25 protein-coding genes are annotated in these 23876 nt (G+C 51.7%); 8 read left to right on the forward strand and 17 right to left on the reverse strand.

The window, feature by feature from the left end:
* Positions 1-118 precede the first annotated feature (118 nt).
* Positions 119-847, forward strand: coding sequence for a formyl transferase (locus ACMAZB_RS12105; protein WP_435217493.1), 729 nt, complete (start codon positions 119-121; stop codon positions 845-847).
* Here the strand turns inward: ACMAZB_RS12105 and ACMAZB_RS12110 are convergent.
* Genes ACMAZB_RS12110 through ACMAZB_RS12120 form a run of 3 tightly spaced genes read right to left on the reverse strand, consistent with a single transcriptional unit; the run spans position 844 to position 4089 of the window.
* Complete coding sequence (locus tag ACMAZB_RS12110; protein ID WP_435217495.1) at positions 844-2058, reverse strand: acyl-CoA dehydrogenase family protein; 1215 nt, start codon at positions 2056-2058, stop codon at positions 844-846. The genes ACMAZB_RS12105 and ACMAZB_RS12110 overlap by 4 nt on opposite strands.
* An 11-nt stretch (positions 2059-2069) precedes the next feature.
* Positions 2070-3020: an NAD(P)H-dependent flavin oxidoreductase gene (locus ACMAZB_RS12115; RefSeq protein ID WP_435217497.1), complete on the reverse strand. Its 951-nt coding sequence runs from the start codon at positions 3018-3020 to the stop codon at positions 2070-2072.
* Positions 3021-3048: 28 nt separating this feature from the next.
* Positions 3049-4089, reverse strand: coding sequence for a glutathione S-transferase C-terminal domain-containing protein (locus ACMAZB_RS12120; RefSeq protein WP_435217499.1), 1041 nt, complete (start codon positions 4087-4089; stop codon positions 3049-3051).
* A gap of 154 nt (positions 4090-4243) precedes the next feature.
* Between ACMAZB_RS12120 and ACMAZB_RS12125 the strand changes: the two genes are divergently transcribed.
* From ACMAZB_RS12125 to ACMAZB_RS12140, 4 genes are all read left to right on the forward strand, one after another.
* Complete coding sequence (locus tag ACMAZB_RS12125) at positions 4244-5287, forward strand: glutathione binding-like protein (RefSeq protein WP_435217501.1); 1044 nt, start codon at positions 4244-4246, stop codon at positions 5285-5287.
* Between the two features lie 71 nt (positions 5288-5358).
* Positions 5359-6003, forward strand: coding sequence for a hypothetical protein (locus tag ACMAZB_RS12130; protein ID WP_435217502.1), 645 nt, complete (start codon positions 5359-5361; stop codon positions 6001-6003).
* A gap of 166 nt (positions 6004-6169) precedes the next feature.
* Complete coding sequence (locus ACMAZB_RS12135; protein ID WP_007236432.1) at positions 6170-6952, forward strand: RhlG family 3-oxoacyl-ACP reductase; 783 nt, start codon at positions 6170-6172, stop codon at positions 6950-6952.
* A gap of 385 nt (positions 6953-7337) precedes the next feature.
* Positions 7338-7592, forward strand: a complete 255-nt coding sequence (locus ACMAZB_RS12140) for a YebG family protein (protein WP_435217504.1) — start codon at positions 7338-7340, stop codon at positions 7590-7592.
* 10 nt (positions 7593-7602) lie between these two features.
* Here the strand turns inward: ACMAZB_RS12140 and ACMAZB_RS12145 are convergent, their stop codons facing one another.
* The 12 genes from ACMAZB_RS12145 to ACMAZB_RS12200 form a co-directional block, all read right to left on the reverse strand.
* The gene (locus ACMAZB_RS12145; protein WP_435220084.1) at positions 7603-8361 is read right to left on the reverse strand and encodes a pseudouridine synthase; all 759 of its coding nucleotides are present in this window, start codon (positions 8359-8361) and stop codon (positions 7603-7605) included.
* A 26-nt stretch (positions 8362-8387) separates the two neighbouring features.
* Positions 8388-9326 (reverse strand): alpha/beta fold hydrolase, encoded by a 939-nt coding sequence (locus ACMAZB_RS12150; protein WP_435217506.1) that lies wholly within the window; start codon positions 9324-9326, stop codon positions 8388-8390.
* A 303-nt stretch (positions 9327-9629) separates the two neighbouring features.
* A complete protein-coding gene (locus ACMAZB_RS12155; protein WP_435217508.1) occupies positions 9630-10229 on the reverse strand; it encodes a hypothetical protein in 600 nt (199 codons plus the stop codon).
* Positions 10230-10275: 46 nt separating this feature from the next.
* A complete protein-coding gene (locus ACMAZB_RS12160) occupies positions 10276-11952 on the reverse strand; it encodes a sulfatase (RefSeq protein ID WP_435217509.1) in 1677 nt (558 codons plus the stop codon).
* Positions 11949-12386: a DUF1330 domain-containing protein gene (locus ACMAZB_RS12165; protein ID WP_435217511.1), complete on the reverse strand. Its 438-nt coding sequence runs from the start codon at positions 12384-12386 to the stop codon at positions 11949-11951. The genes ACMAZB_RS12160 and ACMAZB_RS12165 overlap by 4 nt, the downstream gene beginning before the upstream one ends.
* A gap of 30 nt (positions 12387-12416) precedes the next feature.
* Complete coding sequence (locus ACMAZB_RS12170; RefSeq protein ID WP_435217512.1) at positions 12417-13043, reverse strand: hypothetical protein; 627 nt, start codon at positions 13041-13043, stop codon at positions 12417-12419.
* Between the two features lie 126 nt (positions 13044-13169).
* Positions 13170-13859: a hypothetical protein gene (locus ACMAZB_RS12175; protein WP_435217514.1), complete on the reverse strand. Its 690-nt coding sequence runs from the start codon at positions 13857-13859 to the stop codon at positions 13170-13172.
* Between the two features lie 72 nt (positions 13860-13931).
* Positions 13932-14594 (reverse strand): enoyl-CoA hydratase/isomerase family protein, encoded by a 663-nt coding sequence (locus ACMAZB_RS12180; RefSeq protein WP_435217516.1) that lies wholly within the window; start codon positions 14592-14594, stop codon positions 13932-13934.
* A 374-nt stretch (positions 14595-14968) separates the two neighbouring features.
* Complete coding sequence (locus ACMAZB_RS12185) at positions 14969-16096, reverse strand: glutathione S-transferase family protein (RefSeq protein WP_435217518.1); 1128 nt, start codon at positions 16094-16096, stop codon at positions 14969-14971.
* Positions 16097-17917, reverse strand: coding sequence for an arylsulfatase (locus ACMAZB_RS12190; RefSeq protein ID WP_435217519.1), 1821 nt, complete (start codon positions 17915-17917; stop codon positions 16097-16099).
* A 4-nt stretch (positions 17918-17921) separates the two neighbouring features.
* Entirely contained in the window at positions 17922-18299 is a 378-nt protein-coding gene (locus tag ACMAZB_RS12195; RefSeq protein ID WP_435217521.1) for a hypothetical protein, read from the reverse strand.
* A gap of 66 nt (positions 18300-18365) precedes the next feature.
* A complete protein-coding gene (locus ACMAZB_RS12200; RefSeq protein ID WP_435217523.1) occupies positions 18366-19217 on the reverse strand; it encodes a type 1 glutamine amidotransferase domain-containing protein in 852 nt (283 codons plus the stop codon).
* A gap of 213 nt (positions 19218-19430) precedes the next feature.
* Between ACMAZB_RS12200 and ACMAZB_RS12205 the strand changes: the two genes are divergently transcribed.
* A complete protein-coding gene (locus ACMAZB_RS12205; RefSeq protein ID WP_435217525.1) occupies positions 19431-20216 on the forward strand; it encodes an enoyl-CoA hydratase/isomerase family protein in 786 nt (261 codons plus the stop codon).
* Between the two features lie 21 nt (positions 20217-20237).
* Here ACMAZB_RS12205 and ACMAZB_RS12210 read toward each other — a convergent pair whose 3' ends face one another.
* A complete protein-coding gene (locus ACMAZB_RS12210; RefSeq protein ID WP_435217526.1) occupies positions 20238-20879 on the reverse strand; it encodes a TetR/AcrR family transcriptional regulator in 642 nt (213 codons plus the stop codon).
* Between the two features lie 324 nt (positions 20880-21203).
* Here ACMAZB_RS12210 and ACMAZB_RS12215 point away from each other — a divergent pair, with 324 nt between their 5' ends.
* Both ACMAZB_RS12215 and ACMAZB_RS12220 read left to right on the forward strand, forming a co-directional pair.
* Positions 21204-22229, forward strand: a complete 1026-nt coding sequence (locus ACMAZB_RS12215; protein ID WP_435217528.1) for a rhodanese-related sulfurtransferase — start codon at positions 21204-21206, stop codon at positions 22227-22229.
* 104 nt (positions 22230-22333) lie between these two features.
* Positions 22334-22717: a hypothetical protein gene (locus ACMAZB_RS12220; protein WP_435217530.1), complete on the forward strand. Its 384-nt coding sequence runs from the start codon at positions 22334-22336 to the stop codon at positions 22715-22717.
* A gap of 203 nt (positions 22718-22920) precedes the next feature.
* Here the strand turns inward: ACMAZB_RS12220 and ACMAZB_RS12225 are convergent, their stop codons facing one another.
* Positions 22921-23847 carry an alpha/beta fold hydrolase gene (locus ACMAZB_RS12225; protein WP_435217532.1) on the reverse strand — a complete coding sequence of 309 codons (927 nt, stop codon included), beginning with the start codon at positions 23845-23847 and terminating at the stop codon, positions 22921-22923.
* Positions 23848-23876 lie beyond the last annotated feature (29 nt).

Below are 23876 nucleotides of genomic sequence, written 5' to 3' on the forward strand. Positions count from 1 at the left end.
CAGAGTTTGGCTTCGCGGGAAGAACGCTAGGGTGGGAGGTTGAAATGAAGGAATCCGCTAACCGTTCCAACATGACAGGGCCCTTGAAATCATCGACTTGGGTAACGCAAGGAAAATCATGAACCTCGTCTTTTTGGTGAACTACGATCTGCCGGCGTTGCTGGCATTAAATCGCATTGTGCCCGCCTGCACGGCACACAACATTCAAATTTTTTACACCCGAAAATCAATCTCAGATTTGTGCCCGGCCCTTAAGCAACTCGGTGAATTTGAGGTCAAAGCGCTAGAGGCAACTTCAAACTTAATGAGCTTCCAGCAACTGGGTGCTATCGCCTTGAATGCTATTAATACCGACGACTTTTCCCGGTACGCTGCCGCGAAGCCTGATGTCGTGGTTAGCATACGGCACATGTCCATTCTTCAGGCGCCGGCCATCGCCGTGCCCAAGTTGGCCATGCTCAACTTACACTCAGGACTTTTACCCGACTATCAAGGTGTGATGTCTACGTTTAGGGCCCTTTGTCATCGCGAAATAACCATCGGAACCACCCTTCACACCATCGAAAATTCTGACATCGACAGGGGGCCTGTCATAGCCAAGTCACAAACCCCCGCGCAATTTGATCAGTCCTATTTGTGGAATGTCTTGAACTTATACCGTGAGGGCAGTCGAAACGTGATAAAGGCCATTACGCAACTCAAATCTGGGATACCACTCACCTCAAAGCCCCAGCAAGGCCGAGGCCGTTACTACACGTTCCCTACCGCCACAGAAATTGACGCCGCGCCGGTATCTTTATTCGCCCAAAGCGATGCCGAGCACCTAGATCACTTTCTAACCGACTAGCCGTTTAGCTCTCGAGCCGTCATTTTGCCCAGCTGAGACATGTGCACCTCGTCGGGACCATCGGCAATTCGGGAAAACCTCGCCAAGGTAAACACTTCAGGAATCAAGGTGTCCTGACAAACCCCCATACCGCCATACACCTGCATGGCCCGATCAGCCACCTGCTGCGCCATATTGGGTGCCACAATTTTGACCATGGAGATATAGGGCCTCGCCGCTTCCATGCCCTGAGTATCCATGACGTGGGCAGCCTGTAACGTTAGCAGTCGAGCCTGCTCAATGTCACAACGACAGCGGGCAATCTCGTGTTGCACGCTGGTCTTTTTAATCAGCTTTTCGCCAAAAGCTACCCGCTCGTCTGCTCGGGCGCACATCAACTCAAGGCAGCGTTGCGCCAAACCCACCAGCCCCATCGCATACTGAAATCGACCAGGCCCAAGACGGCCCTGAGCAATTTCAAAACCGCAGCCCTCGCCTTTAATCATATTGCTTAGCGGCACCCGAACGTTATCGAATAGAAGCTCGGCCTCACCACCGGGAGAGTGCAGATTGTCGAACACTCGTAATTCCCGAACCAGCTTGACCCCGGGGGTATCCCTGGGCACTAAAATCGTGGAGTGCTGGCGGTGACGGTCGTTTTCCGGGTTGGATTTACCCATAACCAACATAATTTTACAGCGCGGATTTATCGCATTAGTGGTCCACCACTTGCGGCCGTTTAATACATATTCGTCGCCATCGCGCCTAATTTCCAATTCCATGTTGGTGGCATCGGATGACGCTACCTGGGGCTCTGTCATAGCATAAGCACTGCGAATTTCGCCTGCCAGCAAAGGGTTAAGCCACTGCTCCTGCTGCTCCAGCGTGCCGTATTTAGCCAGCACTTCCATATTGCCCCGATCGGGGGCATTGCAGTTAAAAACTGCCTGAGCCCAAATCACCTTGCTCATAGTTTCAAACAACGGGGCTATTTCAACGTTGGTAAGGCCAGGACTCCAAGGCTGGTATTCATGGGGCAGGAACAGATTCCATAAACCTTCGTCCTTCGCCTTTGCCCGCAGTTCGTCAAACCAAGGAGGCGTTTGCCAAAGAATGTCCTGATTCAGTGTCCAAGTATTCCAGTCATGCTCACGAGGGTATATGTGAGCCTCCATGAACGCTTGAAGTTGCGCGTTGATGAGCGACACTTTTTCGTTAACTTCAAATCCCATACTCACTAACCTCAGTTTTTGTAGCTATCGGCCAATCGATTTACCACTTGGTAAAACTCTCCGATGGTGTCCTGCACGATGTTGGCAGCACTTTTAACTTCATCAATGCGCCCTGCCACCTGACCCGACAGTGGAATCGCCGCCTCCATATCACCCCCGAAGTAGAGATCGGGTATCTTCGCCATGTGCTCCATAATATTAAACGCACCCATGGGCTCTAGCATTGTAGTCCGTTCCGTACGCAACGCCCGCAAAGCCGGACGGGATTGCTGGTTTAGGAACACCGTACCGGTCTCTTTTGCCGCAACCACGGCCTGCTTCCAATTGTCGTGCACCGGCGAGTCAGCGCAGCTAAGCATTCGAGTTCCCATTTGCACACCCTCAGCACCCATGGCAAAGGCACCGGCCATAGACAAGCCGTCACACATACCCCCAGCGGCAATAATAGGCAGATCTGTTCGCGAACGAATGAGCGGCAACAGCACCATAGTCGACACCGGGCTCGGATTTTTAAATCCGCCGCCTTCACCTCCTTCAACCACAAGACCATCCACACCACAGTCGATGGCTTTCAGCGCCATATCGAGAGTTGGCACCACGTGAAACACTTTGATGCCCGCTTCTTGAAAAGCCGTTGTACAAACATTGGGGCTGCCCGATGAGGTGGTCACAAACTTAATATTTTGCTTAATCACAAAGTCCACAATGTCGGTGCCCTTAACGTAAGACAAAGCGACGTTCATGCCAAAAGGCTTGTCGGTGAGGTCGCGCATTTTTGCGACCTCGTTACGAATATTGTCGAACTCACCCGAGGCGGTTTCGATAACCCCCATGCCACCGGCATTGCTGACGGCGGAAGCCAGCTGGGCCCGGGCAATCCAGCCCATGGGGGCCTGAATAATAGGATAGTCCGTGCCGGTCATTGCCGTTACGCGATTTTTTATAGGCGGTGCTTTGGTCATGTTTTACCTCAAATACATTAGTGTTTATTTACGCAAGTGAAAGCATCGTTTCCACACCAGTTCCTTGCAGCAGCCTATCAACAGCGGCACGGTCTACATCGCTCAAGGCCCGGTAGCGTTCGTTAGTCCACGTGAGGCACTTAGCCTGATAAGGGAACGTCTGTTGCGTCCAGCGAGCACCATCAATTTCAGACTCCCATGTTTTGTCACCAGCGTGCACAGCGCGGGCGTTGGCGAGCTGCACCGGAGCATAGACGCGCCCTATTTCCTGCATCAACCCGCGCAAGCTTTCGGGTTGATCGCCCAACTTAATCCAGTCCTGAGCCTCAGGTTCATGCCCGCTCTGGTCGTCCATATGATCAACCCAAGCTACCGTCCGCGGGGACACTTCATGGGCAATGGCTCTAGGCGTAGGATCAAAACCCACCAACTGGGTGAGCTGACCATACAGACCGAAGTCTCCTGCGCCAGGGCGGTTCCCCAGCATAAACTTCTGATGAGCCAAATGATTTTCCATAGCGGCCAAAAATCGTCGATAACTGGCATCAATCACCGGTGCTGTGGTGTCGTTAGAACCAACCACATAAAGACGACTAATCTGGCGTTCTGCCACCCACTGCTTGAGCTGGTCATGGCCATCTTTGGGCAGACTTACGTCAAAGCTATAGGGCAACAGCGTGCCTGCGTTGTCCGCATCTAACTTGGGATACCAGCGATAGTGAAACATGTACTTGGTGCACCACTCGTCAGCAAAGTCCTCAATCAGGTAATCAATAAACGCGAGTGCTGGGTCGTCAGGCAGCACCGAGCGACTGGAAACCATTTCCTCTAGGCGGCGGATAATCGGCGTAGAGTCGGTTACGGCACGAAGTCCGCCCTCCTCCTCAAACAAAAAGGTAGGTAGAAGACCTGGTCTGGGCTTCTCAACGCCCAACGCGTCGCACACCTGCTCGGGCTGTCCCCATGTAATTGCGTAAGGCAGGCGCCGGTAGCGCAAGAGCGCCAACATTTTTTGGGTATAGGGGGAGCCTGTGCCCCCGACTAAACGAATTGGTTGCTGTTGCGCCATATTCACCCTCACATGGTCTTCACTGAATTTGTTAGTCTATTTTGCGCGTGATCCGGGGGCATATATTGACATAAATACTGCCATTATGTAACTTGCTCGTGCACTATTTTCGACAGCCACGCTCACACGCCACCGCAAAAGAAAGGAGTGCGCCATGTACAGAGGCGACTATAAACTGATCGGCAGCGAAATGAGCTTTTTTACGCGCAAGCTGGAAGCCCAGCTGCGATTCCAGCAGATACCCTGGCATTATTTGTTTAAAACCGAAGAGCGCAGGACCGCGCTAGAAACAAAAGCGGGTACCCACTTCGTCCCCCTACTGATGACCCCTGACAAGTGGCTTATTCACGACACCATTTCAATAGGGCCAATGCTCAACGAGCGCTTCAAAGAGCGCGAGGTTATCCCTGAAACACCACTTCAGCGTGCCTGCTGCTTCATTTTAGAAGACGCTTTCAATCACTGGCTAGGCCGGGTTTGCGTGCATTCTCGCTGGTGCTATCCCAGTAACGTGGCCTGGGTCGGCCCTCGTTTAGGGGCCAACATGACGCTTGATAGGTCCATTGATGTGCCATTTTCTGAGGTAGAGCTGGAGCAACTCGGCCCAATAGGGCCAATGCTGTACGAGAGCTTTGGCAAAGGGGTTTGCGAAGTCAATGGTGTGGGGCCTGATCAGGCTGCCGCCGTAAAAAGCGATTTCAAAAAACTTTTGCAAGCTTTAGCCCAGCACTTTTCCAGCAACGCGTTCCTACTGGGTGACCGGCCTTGTCTTGCCGATTTTGCATTGGCGGGAGCCAGTAAAGCGCACTTTATCTGTGATCCAGAACCGAGAAGCTGGCTGGGAGAACATGGCGACATGTTGCTGGAATATACAGAACGCTTTTTTGGCAACTGGCCGAGTGATATCCCGCTCTGGCCTGCCGATGACAAGGTGCCGGACAGCTTGCCCGTCGTGCTGGACTACCTCCAAGACAGCTACTATCAGTCGGCACCAGCTAATATTGCAGCTGGCCTTGCCGGGGAGAAATATTACGCGTTCGATTACGGCTTTGGTGCGACACGGGCGCGCACTCAAAAACGTTTAAATGTGGCGAGACTTCATGTGCAGGATGAGCTGCAGCGCATAGGATCCGGTGGCGACGCTGCAACTCTAGCGCTATTTGCCAATCGCGGTATTCTCGAACACTATCTTAACTAAGCGCAGAATAACCCCACATAATTAGACAAGCGGCCCAGCGCCAAACTCTCACGCTAGCAAAGGCAATGATCATGTCCATCCGGTTAAAAATTTGGTCAGCTCCAGTTCTGTTCTACATCAGTTTTTTTAGCTGGTACACCGACTTTGGCGGTCCGCTGAGCGACTCAGAAATTGATCAATACGTAGCCACCATGAACAATAATGGTAGGCCCGCGGAGGTAATCGCTTTTATGACAGCCTTCGCCCAACAAGACACCGGACGTCAATTTCTGATGGTGAACAATATTGACATGAACGAAAATCCACCTGATGTCGAAGGCGCCGAACCCGACGAAAGTGCCGCTGATCTCATGGGGCGTTACATGTCGCACATGATACCTGCGTTACTTGCTCGGGCCTGCCATCCTATATTAATAGGCTCTGCAGTCTACTCATCAGTGGATCTTGTAGGCATCGAGGGGGCAGAAAACTGGGACCAGGCCGCGTTATTTCGTTATAAAAGCCGCCGCGCGTTCCTTGAAATTGTGACTAACCCGGCCTTCAATGGAAAACACCAGTTCAAAACTGCGGCCCTCGAAAAAACGATCGCTTTTCCTATAGAAACCAGCCTGTACCTTAGCGATCCCAGACTACTTCTTGCGCTTGTTTTGCTGGCGCTAACCGCACTGATCGAGAACGTCATAATGTCCAAACGCCGGGCAACAGGTCACACTTGAGCAACTGCGACGGTGGGGCAAAGAGCCTCCCCACCCTTATTTCTGAGAATCATTTACGATAGAAGCGTACTGTGGGACATGTCCGTAGCAATAGCTGGCTCTCGGTGTTCTGCACCTTTTTCAACGCCAGTATAAAACCGTGAGCACCCACAACAAGGAACGAACAATGATCGAAGCGTTATTTTCCATGCAGGACAAAATTTGCGTTGTCACTGGCGGTAGCCGTGGCCTAGGCGCCTCCATGACTCAAGGGTTTCTTGAGGCGGGAGCGAAGCGCGTCTACATCACTGCACGCAAAGCCAAAGCCTGCATCGACGCCGCAGAAGAACTGAGTCAATACGGTGAATGTATTGCCCTCCCCTGTGACCTCTCCACCTCCGAAGGTATGCAGACGCTGGTTACCGAACTCATGTCTCGGGAACAGCATCTTGATGTATTGGTGAACAATGCTGGCGCCGGTTGGGGTGCAAATTTTGGCCAGTTCCCAGAGAAAGGGTGGGACAAGGTAATGGATATCAATGTCAAAAGCCCTTTCTTCTTAGTGCAGGCTTTGGCTCCCCTGTTGAAAAAGAATGCCAGCGCTGAGCACACCGCCAGTATCATCAACATAGGTTCGATTGCCGGCATAGTAGGAAGCGCCCTCGACAACTTTAGTTATGCCACTTCAAAAACCGCCATTCATCAGCTCACGCGTATACTCTCAACGGAACTGGCCAGCGACCACATCCGTGTTAATGCCATCGCACCCGGCCGCTTTTATTCAAAAATGACCGAGTTTCTGAGTAATGATCAGGACGCCTTCGAGGAGGAGTTGCAGACCATCCCTATGCGTCGCTGGGGTGAGGCGCGTGATATCGCCGGGGTTGCCATTATGCTGGCTTCACCCGCGGGTGCCTTTATTACCGGCCAGATCATTCCAGTTGACGGCGGAACTTCAGTGATCAATTAATCCAGCGAGCCCAGCGGACATGTCTGCGTTTACATAGACACTACTAACCGGAGCGTTGCGCTCTGGCCCAATGTTTAAAGCATCGCTGACAGGGTTGAGCGTTTTAATCGTCATACCGCCATTGCCAGTCGCCGCATGGTCGCCACCCTTTGGGATGCAAAAAAACACCTCTACCAGTCAGGACCCAAGGGGTGGCAGTTATTGCTCAGAGCAGCGATTCACATCAACGCACTAAAGCTCCATGGCAGCAGCACCCCACCAAGCTAACGAATAAAATCGCTTGCTATTAATACTGTACGTATATACAGTAACCGCATTCCTAAACCCACACACGAGGTGATTTGTGGCCGTAGTAGCAATGTGGAAATGTGATCGGGACGAAGCAATGTTCGATAGCAAAAAAGACGCTGATGCCCACGACAAAATGCTGGAGCTGGCAGACGGCTTTCGCACACTTTTTGAGACTCAGGTCGAAGGCATCAGTGAACAAGATGCCGAGAATATCGGGCTGCTGCTCTCTATGAATAAACACGTCCTTATTGCCGCCTGTAAAGGCAATCCGGATTTATTGGCTGGTATTGGTCAAGACAACGAAGAAGAAACGGCATCTAACATTACACCGCTAACAGCCAAGGCATAGCGGTGAAGCACTAGGCCGGGCAGCCTGAACCTGAAGGCAGGACCTCTCGGTAACAATGCTCCACACCCAAAGCATTTAACTCAGATAGGGTCAGCTCCCGCCAAGCGCCTTGGTGCAACTTTGGGTCAAGGGATAAAGCGCCAATCGACAGTCGGTGCAGGTTCAGCACACGATTGTTGAAATAGCCGAACATGCGCTTAATTTGGTGATATCGACCCTCGACCAGATCTACCTCGACCTTAAAATCAGAAAGCCTTCGAATTTCAGCTGGGCGAGTGGTGATGTTTTCAAATGCAAAATACAAACCGGCGGCAAACGCCTCGCGGTAATCCGATCTGAAGGGTTGTTCCAGCTGCACCCTATAGGTTTTAACAACCCCTTTCTGCGGGCTGGAAACACCCCGCGACCAGCGCCCGTCATTGGTAAGCAGTAGTAATCCAGTGGAATTAAAATCTAAGCGACCGACAATATGCAGCGACTTTGCATAGGGGGCCGACACCAGGTCGAGGACCGTAGAGTGCTGCTCATCACATGTGGCACTGACCATCTCCGGCGGCTTGTTCAGCATGATGTAACGGGGCTGCTCAGCCTGTAGAACCCTCTGGTCTAGTACCACGTGTGTAAACGGTCCTACTACCTGGCTGATTGATTCCGCCGCCAATCCGTCCAACAAGATTCGGCCCTGAGCCAGCAGTTGGTGCACATGACTGCGTTTTATGCCCTCACGGGAGACGATGAAGCGATCGAGTCTTGAACGTTGCGATTTCATTGTGCGCAAGGTTAGCACCTACCTCGTCAAGGGTTTCCTAGAGCCTGCGTCAGACTGTTCGCAACGACAGCCGCTTGCCCGAAAGTCATATTGTGATTCGCATCTTCGATCGTAATAAGTTTTAGCTGGGGTAAGTCTTTGGCCATTTGCACGGCTCCAGAATAAGGAACAATTTTATCCGCAGTCCCCCAAATGGCGGTGACCGGAATATCTGTTTTACCCAAAATTTTATAACGCTCAGAAAGATCGCCCATAGGGAAGTTGCGCAACGTAGACAGCATCGCGTCTGTGTACCCTTCGTAAATGGCCTGCGCCTCAAATTTTGGGAGCATGTCTTCCGGAGCCCTACCTGCGCGCACTTCCGCCTCAATGCCTGCGTACGCATATTGCTTGCCCACAAGGGTGGAGAGCCACTCGCCCAATACTGGCGCGGCCATTATCGAGAGAGAACCGTTATCAGGCATATAGCCCGCAGGGGCTATCAACACCAGCTGTTTAATCTGTTCGGGGTTGGAAGCGCTGTAATCGACCACGTTGGCACCGCCCATCGAGTAGCCCACCAAGGTCAGAGGGGTTGCAAGTTTCAAGCCTGCGATTAGTGACGTTAACTCACTTTGGTACAGCGCAGAATCGTAGGCCACCTCAGGACGATCGGAAAAACCACGACCAAAATGATCGTAAGTGATCACCTGATAGCCCGCGTCCAGCAAATAGGGCGTGACTTGCTCCCACACAAACTTAGGGGTACTAAAACCATGAACCAAAATAATGCTTGGCGCCTCACGATCACCCTCGCGCGTGTATGACAAAACACCCTGCTCAGTCTGCAGATATAAACCACCCAATTCTTCGCGCGCTGCATCGTCTAACTCCCTCAATCCAGAACGCGCCATAACATAGGCCGCCACTGCAATGATCAATAAAATAACGACAGTCCACGCAAGATATTTCGAAAGCCGACCCATTGCAGAGCTCCACTGAGACCGAGGCTGAAAGCGTAGCACAGTACCCACGCCAAGCTCAGACGGCAAATGCATAAGCTACCGACTCAACTATCCTAGCGGCCTCCAGCCTCACACAAAGGCCAAGGGCTTCCTTCTCAGACCCTTTCTGGTTGCCTGCTGATTACTGGGGGCAACCCGGCAAGGTGTTGCATTTCTCCAATAAGAAAGCCACTGCGCCATGGGTCAAGGGACAGCAACGACGCTGATTGATCGTTGGCATAGGAACCAGAGAATCCATGCTTTTCAAAGGGAGCCGTTCCACTTTTAGGGGAGCGTTACTGGTCCCTGAAAGCTGCGCATGCCTGAGCCGAAATAGAAAAAGGCAACGGTTGGCGAGGGCAATGTGACTATCCACGGCGCTTGCAACTCAACCGTTCTCAAACGACCCTTATCGGGCAAGGGCAGATCTTCGTCATGCTCTGCGTTCCCCACCACTTCGACAAAGTCACCCTCTGGCAAACTCATAATCGTCAAGATGCGGCCCGCCTCATAACCCACTACGTGAGACTTGTTAACCTCAATTTGTATCATTCCATCGGAATGTACAAATGGCTCGCCCGGTATCGCCACATGCATAAACGGCCTCCCAGCGATGTGACGTTCTCGTACCGGCTTTCCCTCACCATTGGGTGAATATCTAAACAATGCAGCATCCATAGACGCGTCGCCCAACCCTCCACCGCGAAAAGCCTTATCCAGTTTTTTTAACAGCAAATCGTAATCCTGCTGCGTAGCCGGCTCAACACTCATCCATACGCGTCCGGTGGCAACCTCGACAACCTCCATAAACGAGTGACGACCGTACGGAACCGCTATGCCACCTTGTTGTAACTGTTTTTGCATAAGAGACTGCAAAGACTTCACTGCGATTCCTTCAATTTCTTATAATCCGAAGACAAACCACCATTTGTTAGTTGGGGGTATAAACGTACTCGTCACCTTCAACAAATTTCTCCGCCAGCGTCTTATCAACCATCACGGCAAATTGCGAGATCGATTCATACAACGGCCCCCTAGAGCTGGCTCGGTGTGCCGCCAGCAGCGCACTCAACTCATTGAGTTTGTCGCTGCGGCTCGCAGCAAGATTGATGTGCTCAGTAGGATCATCCGATAGGTTATATAACCATTGTTGCAGCCCATCGGTGGGCCGATCGTTAACCTGTAGCTTCCAGTCACCGTGGCGCACCACCTGGTAGTGCCCGTTTTGCCAGAACAAGGTGTCACGATTCCAGTCGTCTGCCCCCTCGCCTGTAGCCAACGGCAACAGATCTACCCCGTCAATAACGACCCCTTCGGGCTCTGAAGCACCGGCTGCGGCAGCCAGAGTGGGCATCACATCGATGTGGGCAACGGGCTCATTCACAGAAATACCGGGGGTGATTTTAGCGGGCCATCTCACGAATAACGGCACCCGCAGGCCACCCTCAAACATGGTGATTTTAAAGCCGCGGAACGGGCTGTTCACTTCAGGGATACCAATATAACCTGCACCGCCGTTATCACTAGTGAATACCACTACCGTGTTGTTTGCGATGCCCTCCTCCTCCAGCGTGTCTAGAATGCGGCCCACACTGCGGTCAACCGCGCGAATCATGCCCGCATATACCCGTTTGCGATGAGGCTCAATACCCTCAAGGGCATCAAAGTCCTCACGGGTGGCTTGCAATGGCGTGTGAGGCCCCCAGTGGGCAAGGTAAAGAAAGAAGGGGCGGTTCTTATTGGCCTTAATGACCTTAATCGATTCGTCGGTCCAATAATCCGTCAGATAGCCACCGGGCTTAAATTTGTCGGCTTCGCCAGAGTTATAAGTCGCCGAGAACCCCATACCCGCCCAGAGAAATTTGTCGATGGGGTCAAAGGAAACCTTTGCGTTAACCACATTAGGATCGTTTTCCGGCAAATACATACCGCTTTGCATCAGCAGGCTGTCATCAAAGCCTTGCTCATGAGGTGCCATACCATTTTCGCGACCGAGGTGCCATTTACCAATATGGGCCGTGTAATAGCCCTTCGCTTTAAGCGTTTCTGCGATGGTCACCTCTGAAGCCGGCAACCCTTTGCGCTCATAGGGCGGCTGGCTTTCTTCTAGGGCCTGATCGTACAGAGAGGGAGGCAAACCGCTATCCATGCTTTTGCTAACGGCAGACACCAGCTTGATCATACCGGCAGGTGTGGGGGTGAACTCGAAGCCGGTGCGGGTTGGATAGCGACCGGTCATCATCATCGCTCGCGATGGCGCACAGGTACTGGCACCGGAATAGGATTGCGTAAAAACCGCCCCTTCAGCGGCTAAACGGTCGATGCTGGGTGTTTGCATGCCGCTCACACCACCGCCGAAAGTGGAAATATCGTTATAGCCCAGATCATCCGCCACAATAAGGACAATATTAGGCGGTCGCTCTCCCTCCGATGCCGCTGGCGCTATAGGCCCTTCCTGCCAAGGAATTTCCCGGTTGGGGGCCACATCAGCATATCTCTGGCTCGTCGTATATTTTACCAGTGCGATCAGAATGTCTGCTCGCTTGGACCAAGCGATACCGCCAACGACCGTGGCGACAACCACAAAAGAAATAAGGAGTTTTTTCATCGGGACACGCCCTCCACCCACTGACCCTTAAAGCCGGACGTTTCGATATTGAGTTGACCTGCCAACCCAGCAGTGCGGTGCACACTAATTTCCCGAAATTCCTTTGACTGCATTACCTCTAGCATGACCCGACGTGAGGGCCAGACCGCCAGCCCTACCACATCCCACAACTCTTCTATCTCACCCAAGGCCAAGCGTTGCACGTCACCCTCGAACCCAATGCCACCGCCAATACCATGCAGCAATTTCTTGACGCCAGCTTCATACAGTTCGTAAGCCTCACGTCCGGTGAGATGGGTTTCTCGGCCATCCTTATACTCAGCTTTTGCCTTGAACTTGATGAGATTAACCATGCAGATTGGGCCCTCGGCGCCGGGCTCAAGAAAGCCCTGTATCTGCTGTTCGTTGGGGTAGACTTTGTTGACGAATTCCATTGCTATTCCCTCTTCTCGCATTAATTAGCGCTAGGCCAAAGCCAGCTGCAATAACGTCGCGCCAAGCGCTAACAACAGGCCGACTGTTATCCGTGGTGAGGCGTACAGCGCCGCTCGAGTTTGTATTGGGAAAGCAAAGGTTTGCTTCATTGCAGCAATCTTATATTTGTGGATCTTGGCAAACTCGGCATCTGCAAACGACAAGAGAATCACATCCCGGCGCGAGCGATAACGCACAAGCCCAGCCATATGCCACCCGGGATTTTCCGGCGTGTTCCAAGCATCCAAATAACCACCCACGGCTTGCCCCGCTATGACGGGATGTCCTGCTCTGCGTAATATCTTGCCCATAAACGGCTGAGTGTATTCAGTGAGCAGCGCAGAAGCCTTGATGTCCTGTCCTGTGTCCGGATGAGTCATCGGTGAGGCGTTAAATTTAACAAGGTTAACCATGATGAACTCCTTGCCATCATCTTCCTCCATAAACCTGCGAAGCGTGACAACCTCTCCCGTACTCAAGCCGTTTTCGGCGCTTTCCTGAAAGACCTTTGAGAAATGGGAAATTTCATCTGAGGTCAGCGGCCTCCTTAACCCGTCATACCAAAGACGAAATGCCAGATAAACGACCAAGGCTATTACCCAAATTGTCATCATCATGACTTAGCTGCTCCGCGCCACTTCCGAATGCTTTCTAAACCTGTGAGACCACCTCTGGCCCGCACGTGTGCTGTAAAAACCACCACCGTTTCGTCCCCCGTAACTACTTTGCGTTGGCGAAAAACTTCATCCTCTTGCCCTGGGCTCTGGCACTTTGTGTGCCTCGGGCAAGGTGCAGAGCCTATTCATATGCGTAGTGCTGCCGTCGGCATACTCCCACACCAACTGCTCACCCGAAGGCTCTTGATGAAGGTAACGCTTAACCACTAATGGCCCCCAACCAAAAGCATGAAAGTCCAACACACCGTCATTCCAAATCATGCTGGCTGAGGAACGCATGCAGTAATCGTTATCGCCAATACTGAACAACACCGACCCTTCGGTATCGTTCGTATTGAGACCCGCCGTACTGTTTGGGCCGTAGTCGTGGATAACTCCGCTGGTAGTCACTACGACACGGCTACCGCACTGCTCCACCCTCTCCACATGGCCCACATGGCCACCCCGCACCCCAATCCAGAGACCTCGGATATCGTCGGCACCCTCAGGTAGTGGCTCGGTACACTGCGCTAAAATGGGCAGGGGGAAATGGGTGTAGCCACAGTTGGGGGTATTGCCTTTGGCTATGTCGGCCGCCAGTAGCCCGCTACCGTCAAGCTCTGGTAGCTCACAATAATTCAGCAGGCTGCCGTCCCCTGCCAGAGTAGCCGGATCTATAGTCAGTGGCGGTCGCGAGGATAAAAATCCCAGCCAAAAAATAAAGAGCAATAAGCCAAGCGCGGCGGTGAATAGCACGGCAATAACTTTCTTAATCATGAAGACGCCCAACCCGCCAAGAGATAACGCTCGGTTGTTAAAATCCGTCTCGATCGCGGCGACAATGGCATGCTAGCTCGCCACCAGAGCATCAGCCACAGGCCCGAACAAGGTTTGCTTAAGCATTTTAAAAATGCCCGGTTCCTTAGTGCTCAGCTGCATGGCCAAAGCTTTGGCATGCTCCAATAGTTCTTCCAAGGATGCTTTGCCGTCAGAGATCCCTGCCGCGATCGCCTCATCTGCCGTATAACGTTTGCCCGTTAATACGGCATCGCGAGTGGTATTAGGGGGCAGCTTGGCATGTAAAATGCCCATCATCGCAGGTGGAATGGGCACACCCACATCCACCTCAGAAACGGAAAACCAACCCCGATCTTGCCGCATAATGCGATAATCACAAGACAGCGCCAAGAATGCCCCCGCGGCAAAGGCATGGCCGTTTACCGCTGCAACTGTTGGACAGGGCAGCTTAAGTAAACGTTGGTGGATCTCACCCATACGCCGGCTAAAAACTGCCATTTCATCAGGAGTAAGTGTCACTACCTTTTCCAAGTTGAGGCCATTGCAGAAAAATTTGCCCGCACCGGCAAGCACTAACGAGGCACCGCGGTCACAATCACGTTCAACCTCAGCCAACAGCTCCAGCATGCGCTGCTGCCAGTCTGGGCAAATGGTGCTGGACTCCTCATCCATCGTAATAAGATGGAGACCGTCCTCTTTAGCGTGCTCAATCATACTTCTTCATTCTCTCCACATACTTTTGAAATAACGAAGGCCCTTGAGTTTCAAGCGCAGGCCAAAGCCATATCGCTTGTGAAGTGGCCCACCTGAATCCAATAAAAAACTCTGTGGAATCACGCAATAAATAGCGACGAGAAAACCGACTGCCGGACTTTATATTAACGCCCACTTTCTTCGAGATTCTCATTTGATTGCTATCTTGCCGTCGCGTCAAACAACGGCATTTTGACCCGCGCAACAGTCGGCAATCGCCCCCACCAATTATTATGACATTTAATATGCCATATAAATGGAGTAAGGAAAATAAAAAGATAGGCTAAAAAAACCCACCCACAACAAAGGTGTTTTTTAGGCTTAGCTTGGGGGTGTTACAACCACACCTCAAGATTATCTGCTCGGCCTATTGAGCGGTCGAGTTTGATTGACAGCATCTCGTGCATACCACAGGCCTGCAGCATTTGCTCCACCGATGCCTGCTCAGCTAGAGGCAGGCCGGCATAAATCGCCTGCACTCGCTGCAACAGGTAAAAACGGTAAGGCGAGGCTAAAGCAGTGATCGTTTGGCCTCGCACACTGAACTCAGCCCTACCCACAAGATTGCCAAGCCGACCCACTGCAGTCGCCCCTGCTTCGGGCTGCTGTTGACCCAGCCAGTCATTGATTCTCTCAGCAGCAGCGCGAGTCTCGGGCACAAAGTCTTCCGCCACTGCGCGCAGAACCGCCATTAGCGTTTCGGGTACCTCATCGTTCTCCAAAAAGTCAGTACCGGGCGTAAAAAACTCTGGCACATCCTGGTCTGCCCGATTCATGCGCTCAACCCAACGGTACACCCGCGGGGCACGCTTCTGCATCAATGACGCCGGATAGGGATCTCTTCCCAGGTGCGCATACATGGGCGCAAGCAATCCGAAATCGCCGATACAGGGCTTCCAACCCAAAAGATAGGGGTAGTGTTCAAAGTGCCTATTGAGGACATCGAGATACTCTGTATAGAGGGTCTCTACTAACGGCTGAGATTGCTCCGTAACGCCAAATACTTCTGTGACCTGACGCATTCGGTTCATCATATGCTCGGTCTTTTCGGCGCGCTCTGGTGTATCCCGCTGAGCGTACAAAAAATGATGGTGCACAAATTGAAGATTTTCTGCTGGGTAATTCCAGCGGTAGTGCATAGCCGGCCTCAACAACCCATCGTGCCCAATCACGTCGAATAAAGCACTGATAATCTGCTGACAAGCCCCCTGTGGCTGGCTGGGGCGGCCATTGGCCGATTCGAAGTGCTCAATGATCGCCGCTCCGTCACGAATAACCTCTCCGCTGGGAGTAACTAGCGTCGGTATTGTCGCGAGCTTGCCCTTGGGCAGCACCTCAGCCTTAAAACTTTCATGTCCGGTAGAGAATTCTTGAAAAGTAATGCCCTGCTTAATGAGGTAAGCGCGGGCCCGACCCGAATAAAGTGAGTGAGTAAGGGCATACAAACGGTGCAGGTTTGTCATCTAAGCGCCTCCTTTTTTCATTCGATAGGCGACAAAAAAGGGTAACAACAGCAGCACGGACAGTAGGAATATCAATACTCCCTCGCGATACTGTGCTTGCAGGGTGTTGGAAACTAACTGTTTGACTTGTGAATAGCCTGTAGGCAAAGGTAGCACCCCATTTTCTTGCTCAAAACGCTGATAACGTGACAGCATGCGCTGAAAAATTATCGGCGAGGTGCTCGCTAGATCCACCGTCTCTCCCGGATCTTCAACAATATTGAACAGACGCCACTGCCCATCGCCTAGAGGCGGCTGATTAACCACGATTTTATAATCGCCTTGAAATAGAGCCCCATGACCCGTGAGTTCGTAACCTACCGCATCATCCTCGGTATAAACGTGATCAGCCTCCCCTCTTAGGATGGCTGTCAGATCGCGACCGGTCATAGGTAATACCTGCCGTCCTGCGTACCGGTCGCTAGGCTGAGCCACGCCAGACAGCGCAAGAATAGTGGGAGTAATGTCAGTAGCCCAGGCAAATGCAGCACTTAGTTCACCGGCCTTCTTTACGGGTTTGCCAGCAATAATGAGCGGCACCCGCATGCCACCCTCTCCCGTATAAAATTTATAAAACGCTAAAGGACTCGCTGAGGCACTGGCGAAGCTGGGGCTGATGGTGTTGAAACTGCCCTTCAAACCAAGACGGTCGTAGTCTATGTGATAACCCAACTGGCTAGGACCAAGGCGTGCAGGAAATGCCGTGGGGTTGGGAGAACCACTACCCTCGCTGCCGTTATCCGAGGTGAAAATAAAAATGGTATTTTCGTATTGCCCCCGTGACTTCAGATATGACACTAGGCGACCAATATGAAAATCCATGGCCTCGATCATGCCAGCATAGACCGCCATTCGCTTAGCTTCATAGCGCTTGCGCTGCTCATCCAGAGCATTCCAGTCATCTGTAGTCATCATGTCTACCATCGTGGTAGTCGACCCTACGATGCCCAACTCCACTGCCCTCTGCCGTCGCTGAGTACGCAGTGAGCTCCAGCCTGTGTCGTACACACCCATGTATTTATCGATGTATTCTTGGGGCGCTTGCACCGGCATATGCACTGCCTGAAAGGGCACATAAGCAAAGAAAGGGCTGCCGTCTTGTATATTGCTATCTATAAATTCAATCGTCTTATCAATTAAGTAGCGTGATGAGTAAAAATCATCAGGCAAGTTCAGCCTGTTACCGTCAGCAAACCAATTAGCTTGCTCGTATATCGGCAGGTAAGGTCGCTGCTCCCAGTTATCCGCGCCCGAGTCCATCAAGGCCACCGTGCGCTCAAAACCCCGCCTGCTAGGACGCTTATCCGGTGAGGCACCCAAATGCCATTTGCCCGCCATATACGTGTGATAGCCGGCACCCTCTAACAAAGTAGCCACAGTCACTACGTTGTTCCCCAGCACGCCTTGGTAATGGGCCTGTGTACGCTGCTCAGGTGCCAACATTTCAGGAATATTGGGCACCCCGGCAAGGTGGTTGTCGACGCCGGTAAGCAACATGGCCCGGGCTGGAGCACAGTTCGCTGCTGTATGGTAGTTGGTAAATCGCAACCCCTGCTCTGCCAAGCTCGATAGCGTCGGCGTATTCACCTCGCTGCCGTAAGGCGCAATATCGGTATAGCCAAGATCGTCTGCGAGAATAAACACAATGTTAGGTGCCGCAGCTGCGACAGATGCGGCATTGACGGATGCCTGACTTTCCTCGTCGGCTTGCACTGACATCGCAGCCAAGAACAACAATAACCGCGCGGGCCTGCGCCAATGCGAAACACCCCAGCTTTTCACAGACTCACGCCTTATCCGCGAGACGACGCGATGCCACAAGTAAAATAATGGAAACAACCACCTCTGGACCAATCAAATCCAGCGCCAAGGTCGCATCGTGAAATAGCCACGCCAGCACACGGCCCACTGCCGTAAATGATAGCAACATAATAGGAGGGTAATACCAGCAGCGACGTCCACTGATGAGGGCTATGAGTATGCTGCTTGCCAAGGTTAAAAAGAAAGCGGACATATCGCCAATCTGAGAGCTTAATCCCACACCCTCAGCCAAGGTTAAGCCAAACATTGGGACGATACCGGCGGGAGCCACTAGCCAGCGTAAACCGGTCACTAGAAACATGATGGCAGTAAGCAGTACCACACCACTTAAAATTTTATTCATTGCGTGTTCTCTATAGTCAGAAATGGATGCGCATTATTTAAACATGCCCCCAAGTGGATCACACCGCTAGTCACGCTCACTCAAAATCCGCATCACAGTGTGCGCCGACTCCAAGCCCGAATTCTGGTTCTGCCCGGTGACGAAACGCCGTTCATCATCTACCGTGACATGAGTGGCAAAGAAATCTCGAAACGCCGACTGGCTTTCAAAGTTGGCTCCCGCCTTACGCAGTTCCGTCTCCGGGTGCAGAGGTGTCACTTCGATATCAATTTCTTGTATCTGCTTATCGGTTACGCCGGTCATACGGCGCCCAGCAATGAGTAAATTACCATCACTGTCGAGGGCATTAACTAACCCCAGCACACCGTGACAAACGCCGCCGATTACGGGAGCCTTGGCACTGTAGTAACTTTCACTCACCTTCGTTGCCAATTCAGGTGACTGAGCCAAGTCATAGGCCGCGCCCCAACCACCTGAAATAAACACAACATCGTATTGTTCTATATCAACATCAGCGATTGGAATGGAGTTTTTCACCTTGGCCTGCGCGATTGGGTCATTGAGATAACGCTCGTCTTCAGGTGTTTTGATCATGAAGTAGAAACTACTGGGATCAATGGGAATCTCACCGCCCTCGATACTGGCGATATCTACCGCCATACCACCGTCTAAAAAGGTGTAGTAAGGATGGGTCATTTCCGAACCAAAAACACCCGTGGCCACACCTTCAGTTTCTCCGGGCGCCGCCAAAACACCATGACTGGTCGTGATAATCAACGCCCGCTGGCCCGGCAGCGTCAGGGTTGGTCCTAGGTATTCAGGATGCAACCCTCCTTTATGTAGGATTGCTGGAAGTGAAAGCAGAAAAACACCAATCAGAAGGGCAGCAGCAATTAAGCCTGTGAATAATTTTTTCATAAAACTTTACCCTTTACTCTCTGACCAACAGAACAAACATTTAGCTTATGTAATAAGTTGACATAGATTGTGTCATATTAAAAGGTAATACTCCAATACAACTTAGAATCAAGTGACATTACAGTAAAGCCGGCTTTGCAAAAGCCGCACCTAACGAGACATTCCATTGTGTCGACGCGCCTAATGATGGCCAGTGATGAAAGAGGTAGCCTTGTGACAGAACCCTTGCTAATAACATTTGATGACGCAGTGGCCATTATCTCTGTGAATGATGCGCCTTATAACCGTATGACACTGGACTTTGTCGACCAGCTAGAAGCTCAGGTGGACGAACTTGCAAGAAACGACAAGGTGCGTGCAGTGGTAATAACGGCGGAGGGCTTAGATAATTTTTCTGTCGGAATGAATCTAAAACAGTTGGCCGGGGGGATTGAGCAGGCTGGTGACCCCAACGTCTTTTTTGATCGGCGCCTCCGCGTGACTGCCGCCATTGAAAATATGGGGAAGCCATGGATAGCCACGCTATTTGGCTACTGTTTGGGCGCAGGATTGGAGCTACCCCTTGGATGTCACTTTCGGTTAGCCGCGGAGGAAGGCGCGCAGATAGGATTACCCGAAATGGACCTTGGCTCGGTTCCAGCTTGGGGAGGCAGCGCTAGGCTAAGCAAGTGTGTGGGCCGAGATCATGCTCTGGATATGATCCTGCGGGGCAAGAAGGTCACTGGCCCAGAAGCGCTTGGCATTGGCCTAGTACACGAAGTGTGGCCTCTCAATGAACTCAAGCAGCGTGCTATGGATTTAGCTCATGAATTGGCCGCGCAGCCCGCTGCCGCAGTAAAAGGCGTCATGAACGTTGTCGTTGGGAGTGAAGACCGCAATCTAGAAGCCTTGCTGAAAGCTGAAAGAGCCGCCGTTCTAAACACCTTTGGTACGGCGGATCAGCAAGAGGGCATGTTGGCTTTTCTTGAAAAGCGCAAGCCTGTTTTTAACAAGCGCTAACTTGGAGAGCCCTACACCGGCCTAAGCTTCACCGTTTAACAGCTGGAGTGTCAGGAGCCTCACCAAAATATTGATAGCCGTCTGCCTACTCAACCCCTGGTGATACCGGAGTCGGTGCCACATATCAAAAGAGATGGTGGCATGAATCGCCTCGCGATCACTGCGCGCCTTTTGGGCTATTTCGGGCAGCCATTTTTCCAAGTCTTTGCGTAAACCGCGTTGGTTGCGAGCATAGTTCTTGCGCAAAATCTCGTAACGCCAAAGCTGAACGAGCGTGCCCTGCACAATATTACTGACGCTCTCAAAGGCCTCCGCGTAGCGCTTCACGGCCCGCTCAATGCGCTCCTCGGCGCTACCCTCCCGATCTCCGCCTAGAAATAATGCTTCGTAAGAATCGCGAATCTGTTCGTCTGCAGAGGCGTACAGACTTTCCATGTCTTCGAAGTGGCGAAAAACAGAACGAATGCCGACACCGGCCTTGTCCGAGACCTGTTGAGCAGTGGGTACCAGCACCCCCTCCTCCTGCAACGCTAGCGCAGCCTCAATAATCGCTCGACGACTTCGCTCGCTACGTAACCTACGTCCGTCGGCGACATCCTCGCCTTTGACCTTCAACATAATCGCCCCAACTAACTGCTCTACATGCACCGCGTTATGAAGCATGCAGTAATGCATCAAACTATGCCAGCTAAGACTCAGTCTTAACTTTCAATCCATCAAAAATTCGATGAGCTGCACTCAAAATCCTATTAGGTAGGGCTCCCACCCATCCTCAAAAACCTTAAAAAAAAGCAAGATAAGCGCCTCGTGCTGCCAGTGCTTATTCCGATAGAACCGCTAACACCTCTATGACCAAATTGAATCAGAGCCCTTAGAGCCGCCTCTCTCGCTGGGCTAGCAGGAGAGAAAGACCATAAACCGGCAATTTGATAAACTGCGTTTTTGTTTATGCGCCAGCTTTACGGGTTGGTTCGCACCGAGGATTTTATGACAGACCTGTCTTGTAACGTTGTGGTCGCAGCGCTCTATCGTTTTTCTGACCTACCAGATTTTGAAGCTCTTCGAGACCCTCTACACCAACTCATGTCGAAGCATGAGGTTAGGGGCACCTTGCTACTCGCAGCCGAGGGCATCAACGGCACCATTGCGGGTTCTAGAGGCGGCATCGATTCCGTGCTCAATTGGCTAAAGCGTGATCCCCGGTTTGCCGACCTCGAGACAAAGGAGTCCTACGTTGAAAAAAACCCTTTCTACCGCACCAAAGTAAAATTAAAGAAAGAAATCGTCACGATGGGCGTTGAGGGCATTGATCCCAAACATATTGTTGGCACCTATGTAGATCCTAAAGACTGGAATGAACTCATTAGTGATCCCGATGTGGTGCTACTGGATACGCGAAATGACTACGAAGTTGACATCGGCTCTTTCGAGCGAGCCATCAATCCCGCAACCTCATCTTTCCGGGAATTTCCAGCTTATGTCAGCAAACACCTTAATCCCAAAAAGCATAAAAAGGTTGCCATGTTCTGCACAGGTGGCATCCGCTGCGAGAAATCTACGGCCTATTTAAAGCAGCAGGGTTTTTCCGAGGTTTACCACCTGAAAGGCGGAATTCTCAAGTATTTAGAAGAGGTGACGGAAGCTGATAGCAAATGGCAGGGCGAATGCTTTGTGTTCGACAATCGTGTCAGCGTTAACCACCGATTGGAAAAGGGCCAGTACGATCAATGTCATGCGTGCCGCCGCCCTATCACCGAAAGTGACAAACTTAGCCCCCACTATCAAAAAGGCTTGAGCTGCCACCACTGCATTGAGAACCAGTCCGACGAGCAAAGACAACGTTACTCCGAGCGTGAGCGCCAAGTTGAGCTGGCGCGGGCTCGAGGAGAAACCCATATTGGTCAATCGATGAACGCTACGATAGCCGACAAGAAGCAGGCGAAATTGCATGTGAAAAATCGACAGCGTCAGCTGGATAAAAACTCCGATCATCCATCCACCGAGGGTAGTTAAAACCATTAGGCTCTAAACAAAATCAATAGCCACTCAACGCAATTTGTGCAGTAATGCCTGCGCACCCCAAAAAAAACTCATAACCAAGGGGTCTAGGAGAACTTATGAATACTTCAAAAGTTGTACTAATCGCGGTCTTAACGTTTCTTTCATCTTTGACCTTCGCGGACGTGTCAGATGATTTAATTGCAATGGACAAGCAGTGGGGAGCAGCCGGTGGGCCGGCAGGTTACGTGTCTGAGGACGTCATCGGCATTGGGCCAACGGGGATTGTTAATTTTGGCAACCTAGTTGCTGACGCCGCGGCTAACGCAAATGCCGGGGAGGAATACGTCGTTAGTGGATACCAGGTGAAGTTTCTCAGCGACGATATCGCGGTGATGGTCCACACAGCAGCAGGCTCAGATCCTCACGCAAGCCTGCATGTCATTCAGAAACAGGGCGATGGTTGGCTGGTTGTTGCTACCGCGGCAGCTCCCGCGAGTTAATCCACCAAAAATGCCCTAAGCCCAAAATTTACGATCCTATTGGGTTTAGGGCTTGCCAGCCGATTGCCATGTTGTTTTAGCAAAGCGCTATCGACTCAACTCAAGCTCTACCATTGCCCACAACCCGCTACAGCCTTACTGAAACGGTGTCTCATACTATTTACACTTCGATGGCGCCAGACAGCTCGCACTCAGCGACTGCGCTATGCCGCGCCACTCGCTGCGGACAGACTCAGAGATGATGTCACCGCCGAGGCGTGACCTGCTGTTAAGTCAGTCAAAACTGGGACCAGTGACTCGGGCAAGTTGTGACCCATACCCTCAATAATCTCCAGTCGAGCATTAGGTATTTTCCGCGCTGTATCGATACCACAGGCTAAAGGCACGAGCACATCGTCACGACCGTGAATCACTAAACTAGGCGTTGTGATGGTCTTGAGAAGATCAACGCGACTACCGCTGGCCATAATTGCTGCCATATGCCTAGCAAAGCCTGGGGGATAAAAACTGCGCTGAAAAGCTGCTCGTACTTTTTCCTTTAGCTCTTCATCACTTTGAGGAAATCCAGGACTGCCTATCAGTCTTTGGAACGCCATCGTGCTCTCTAAGCTGGGTTTTACCAATCCCAAGTAACGCTTCAAAAGCGCACGAGTCACTTTTTTACTCGCGCGAGGCAAATGGGGGGCGCCACTTGATGACATGATTGATGTCAGTGAATGCACCCGATCGGAGTGTTTTGCTGTCAAAATTTGACCAATCATGCCGCCCATGGAAACCCCAACAATATGAGCCCGCTCCAGATTGAGTGCATTCATCAACTCAATTGCGTCAGTCGCCATTTCGTCTAATTTGTAGGAAACCCTGAGCGGTCGATTGATAGCTGCTCTCAGCATCATCCCAACCGTACTAGGAATACGAGCAGTAAGCATTTTCTCTGATAGCCCAACGTCTCTGTTATCAAAACGAATTACATGAAAACCACGGTCGGCTAAACCCTGACAAAAAGACAGCGGCCATGCCGTCATCTGGGTTGCCATACCCATGATCAGTAGAATTGCTGGATCCTCGGCATTGCCAAAATCATCGTAGGCAAGACGAATACCATTGGCGTCTAAATAGCGCTCTGACATAGATTTAAATCCTCATGGGACCGAGAGAA

This window comes from Luminiphilus sp. nBUS_07 (assembly GCF_051201685.1).
Lineage (GTDB): Bacteria > Pseudomonadota > Gammaproteobacteria > Pseudomonadales > Halieaceae > Luminiphilus.

Excerpts from the sequence above, each read along its gene's own strand:
- ACMAZB_RS12210 (WP_435217526.1), bottom strand. The coding sequence starts at position 20,879 with ATGCTTCATAACGCGGTGCATGTAGAGCAGTTAGTTGGGGCGATTATG.
- ACMAZB_RS12185 (WP_435217518.1), bottom strand. The coding sequence starts at position 16,096 with ATGACAAACCTGCACCGTTTGTATGCCCTTACTCACTCACTTTATTCG.
- ACMAZB_RS12110 (WP_435217495.1), bottom strand. The coding sequence starts at position 2,058 with ATGGGATTTGAAGTTAACGAAAAAGTGTCGCTCATCAACGCGCAACTT.
- ACMAZB_RS12195 (WP_435217521.1), bottom strand. The coding sequence starts at position 18,299 with ATGAATAAAATTTTAAGTGGTGTGGTACTGCTTACTGCCATCATGTTT.
- ACMAZB_RS12175 (WP_435217514.1), bottom strand. The coding sequence starts at position 13,859 with ATGATTAAGAAAGTTATTGCCGTGCTATTCACCGCCGCGCTTGGCTTA.
- ACMAZB_RS12120 (WP_435217499.1), bottom strand. The coding sequence starts at position 4,089 with ATGGCGCAACAGCAACCAATTCGTTTAGTCGGGGGCACAGGCTCCCCC.
- ACMAZB_RS12135 (WP_007236432.1), top strand. The coding sequence starts at position 6,170 with ATGATCGAAGCGTTATTTTCCATGCAGGACAAAATTTGCGTTGTCACT.
- ACMAZB_RS12180 (WP_435217516.1), bottom strand. The coding sequence starts at position 14,594 with ATGATTGAGCACGCTAAAGAGGACGGTCTCCATCTTATTACGATGGAT.
- ACMAZB_RS12130 (WP_435217502.1), top strand. The coding sequence starts at position 5,359 with ATGTCCATCCGGTTAAAAATTTGGTCAGCTCCAGTTCTGTTCTACATC.
- ACMAZB_RS12140 (WP_435217504.1), top strand. The coding sequence starts at position 7,338 with ATGTTCGATAGCAAAAAAGACGCTGATGCCCACGACAAAATGCTGGAG.
- ACMAZB_RS12125 (WP_435217501.1), top strand. The coding sequence starts at position 4,244 with ATGTACAGAGGCGACTATAAACTGATCGGCAGCGAAATGAGCTTTTTT.
- ACMAZB_RS12200 (WP_435217523.1), bottom strand. The coding sequence starts at position 19,217 with ATGAAAAAATTATTCACAGGCTTAATTGCTGCTGCCCTTCTGATTGGT.
- ACMAZB_RS12150 (WP_435217506.1), bottom strand. The coding sequence starts at position 9,326 with ATGGGTCGGCTTTCGAAATATCTTGCGTGGACTGTCGTTATTTTATTG.
- ACMAZB_RS12215 (WP_435217528.1), top strand. The coding sequence starts at position 21,204 with ATGACAGACCTGTCTTGTAACGTTGTGGTCGCAGCGCTCTATCGTTTT.
- ACMAZB_RS12160 (WP_435217509.1), bottom strand. The coding sequence starts at position 11,952 with ATGAAAAAACTCCTTATTTCTTTTGTGGTTGTCGCCACGGTCGTTGGC.
- ACMAZB_RS12220 (WP_435217530.1), top strand. The coding sequence starts at position 22,334 with ATGAATACTTCAAAAGTTGTACTAATCGCGGTCTTAACGTTTCTTTCA.
- ACMAZB_RS12225 (WP_435217532.1), bottom strand. The coding sequence starts at position 23,847 with ATGTCAGAGCGCTATTTAGACGCCAATGGTATTCGTCTTGCCTACGAT.
- ACMAZB_RS12170 (WP_435217512.1), bottom strand. The coding sequence starts at position 13,043 with ATGATGATGACAATTTGGGTAATAGCCTTGGTCGTTTATCTGGCATTT.
- ACMAZB_RS12165 (WP_435217511.1), bottom strand. The coding sequence starts at position 12,386 with ATGGAATTCGTCAACAAAGTCTACCCCAACGAACAGCAGATACAGGGC.
- ACMAZB_RS12105 (WP_435217493.1), top strand. The coding sequence starts at position 119 with ATGAACCTCGTCTTTTTGGTGAACTACGATCTGCCGGCGTTGCTGGCA.
- ACMAZB_RS12145 (WP_435220084.1), bottom strand. The coding sequence starts at position 8,361 with ATGAAATCGCAACGTTCAAGACTCGATCGCTTCATCGTCTCCCGTGAG.
- ACMAZB_RS12115 (WP_435217497.1), bottom strand. The coding sequence starts at position 3,020 with ATGACCAAAGCACCGCCTATAAAAAATCGCGTAACGGCAATGACCGGC.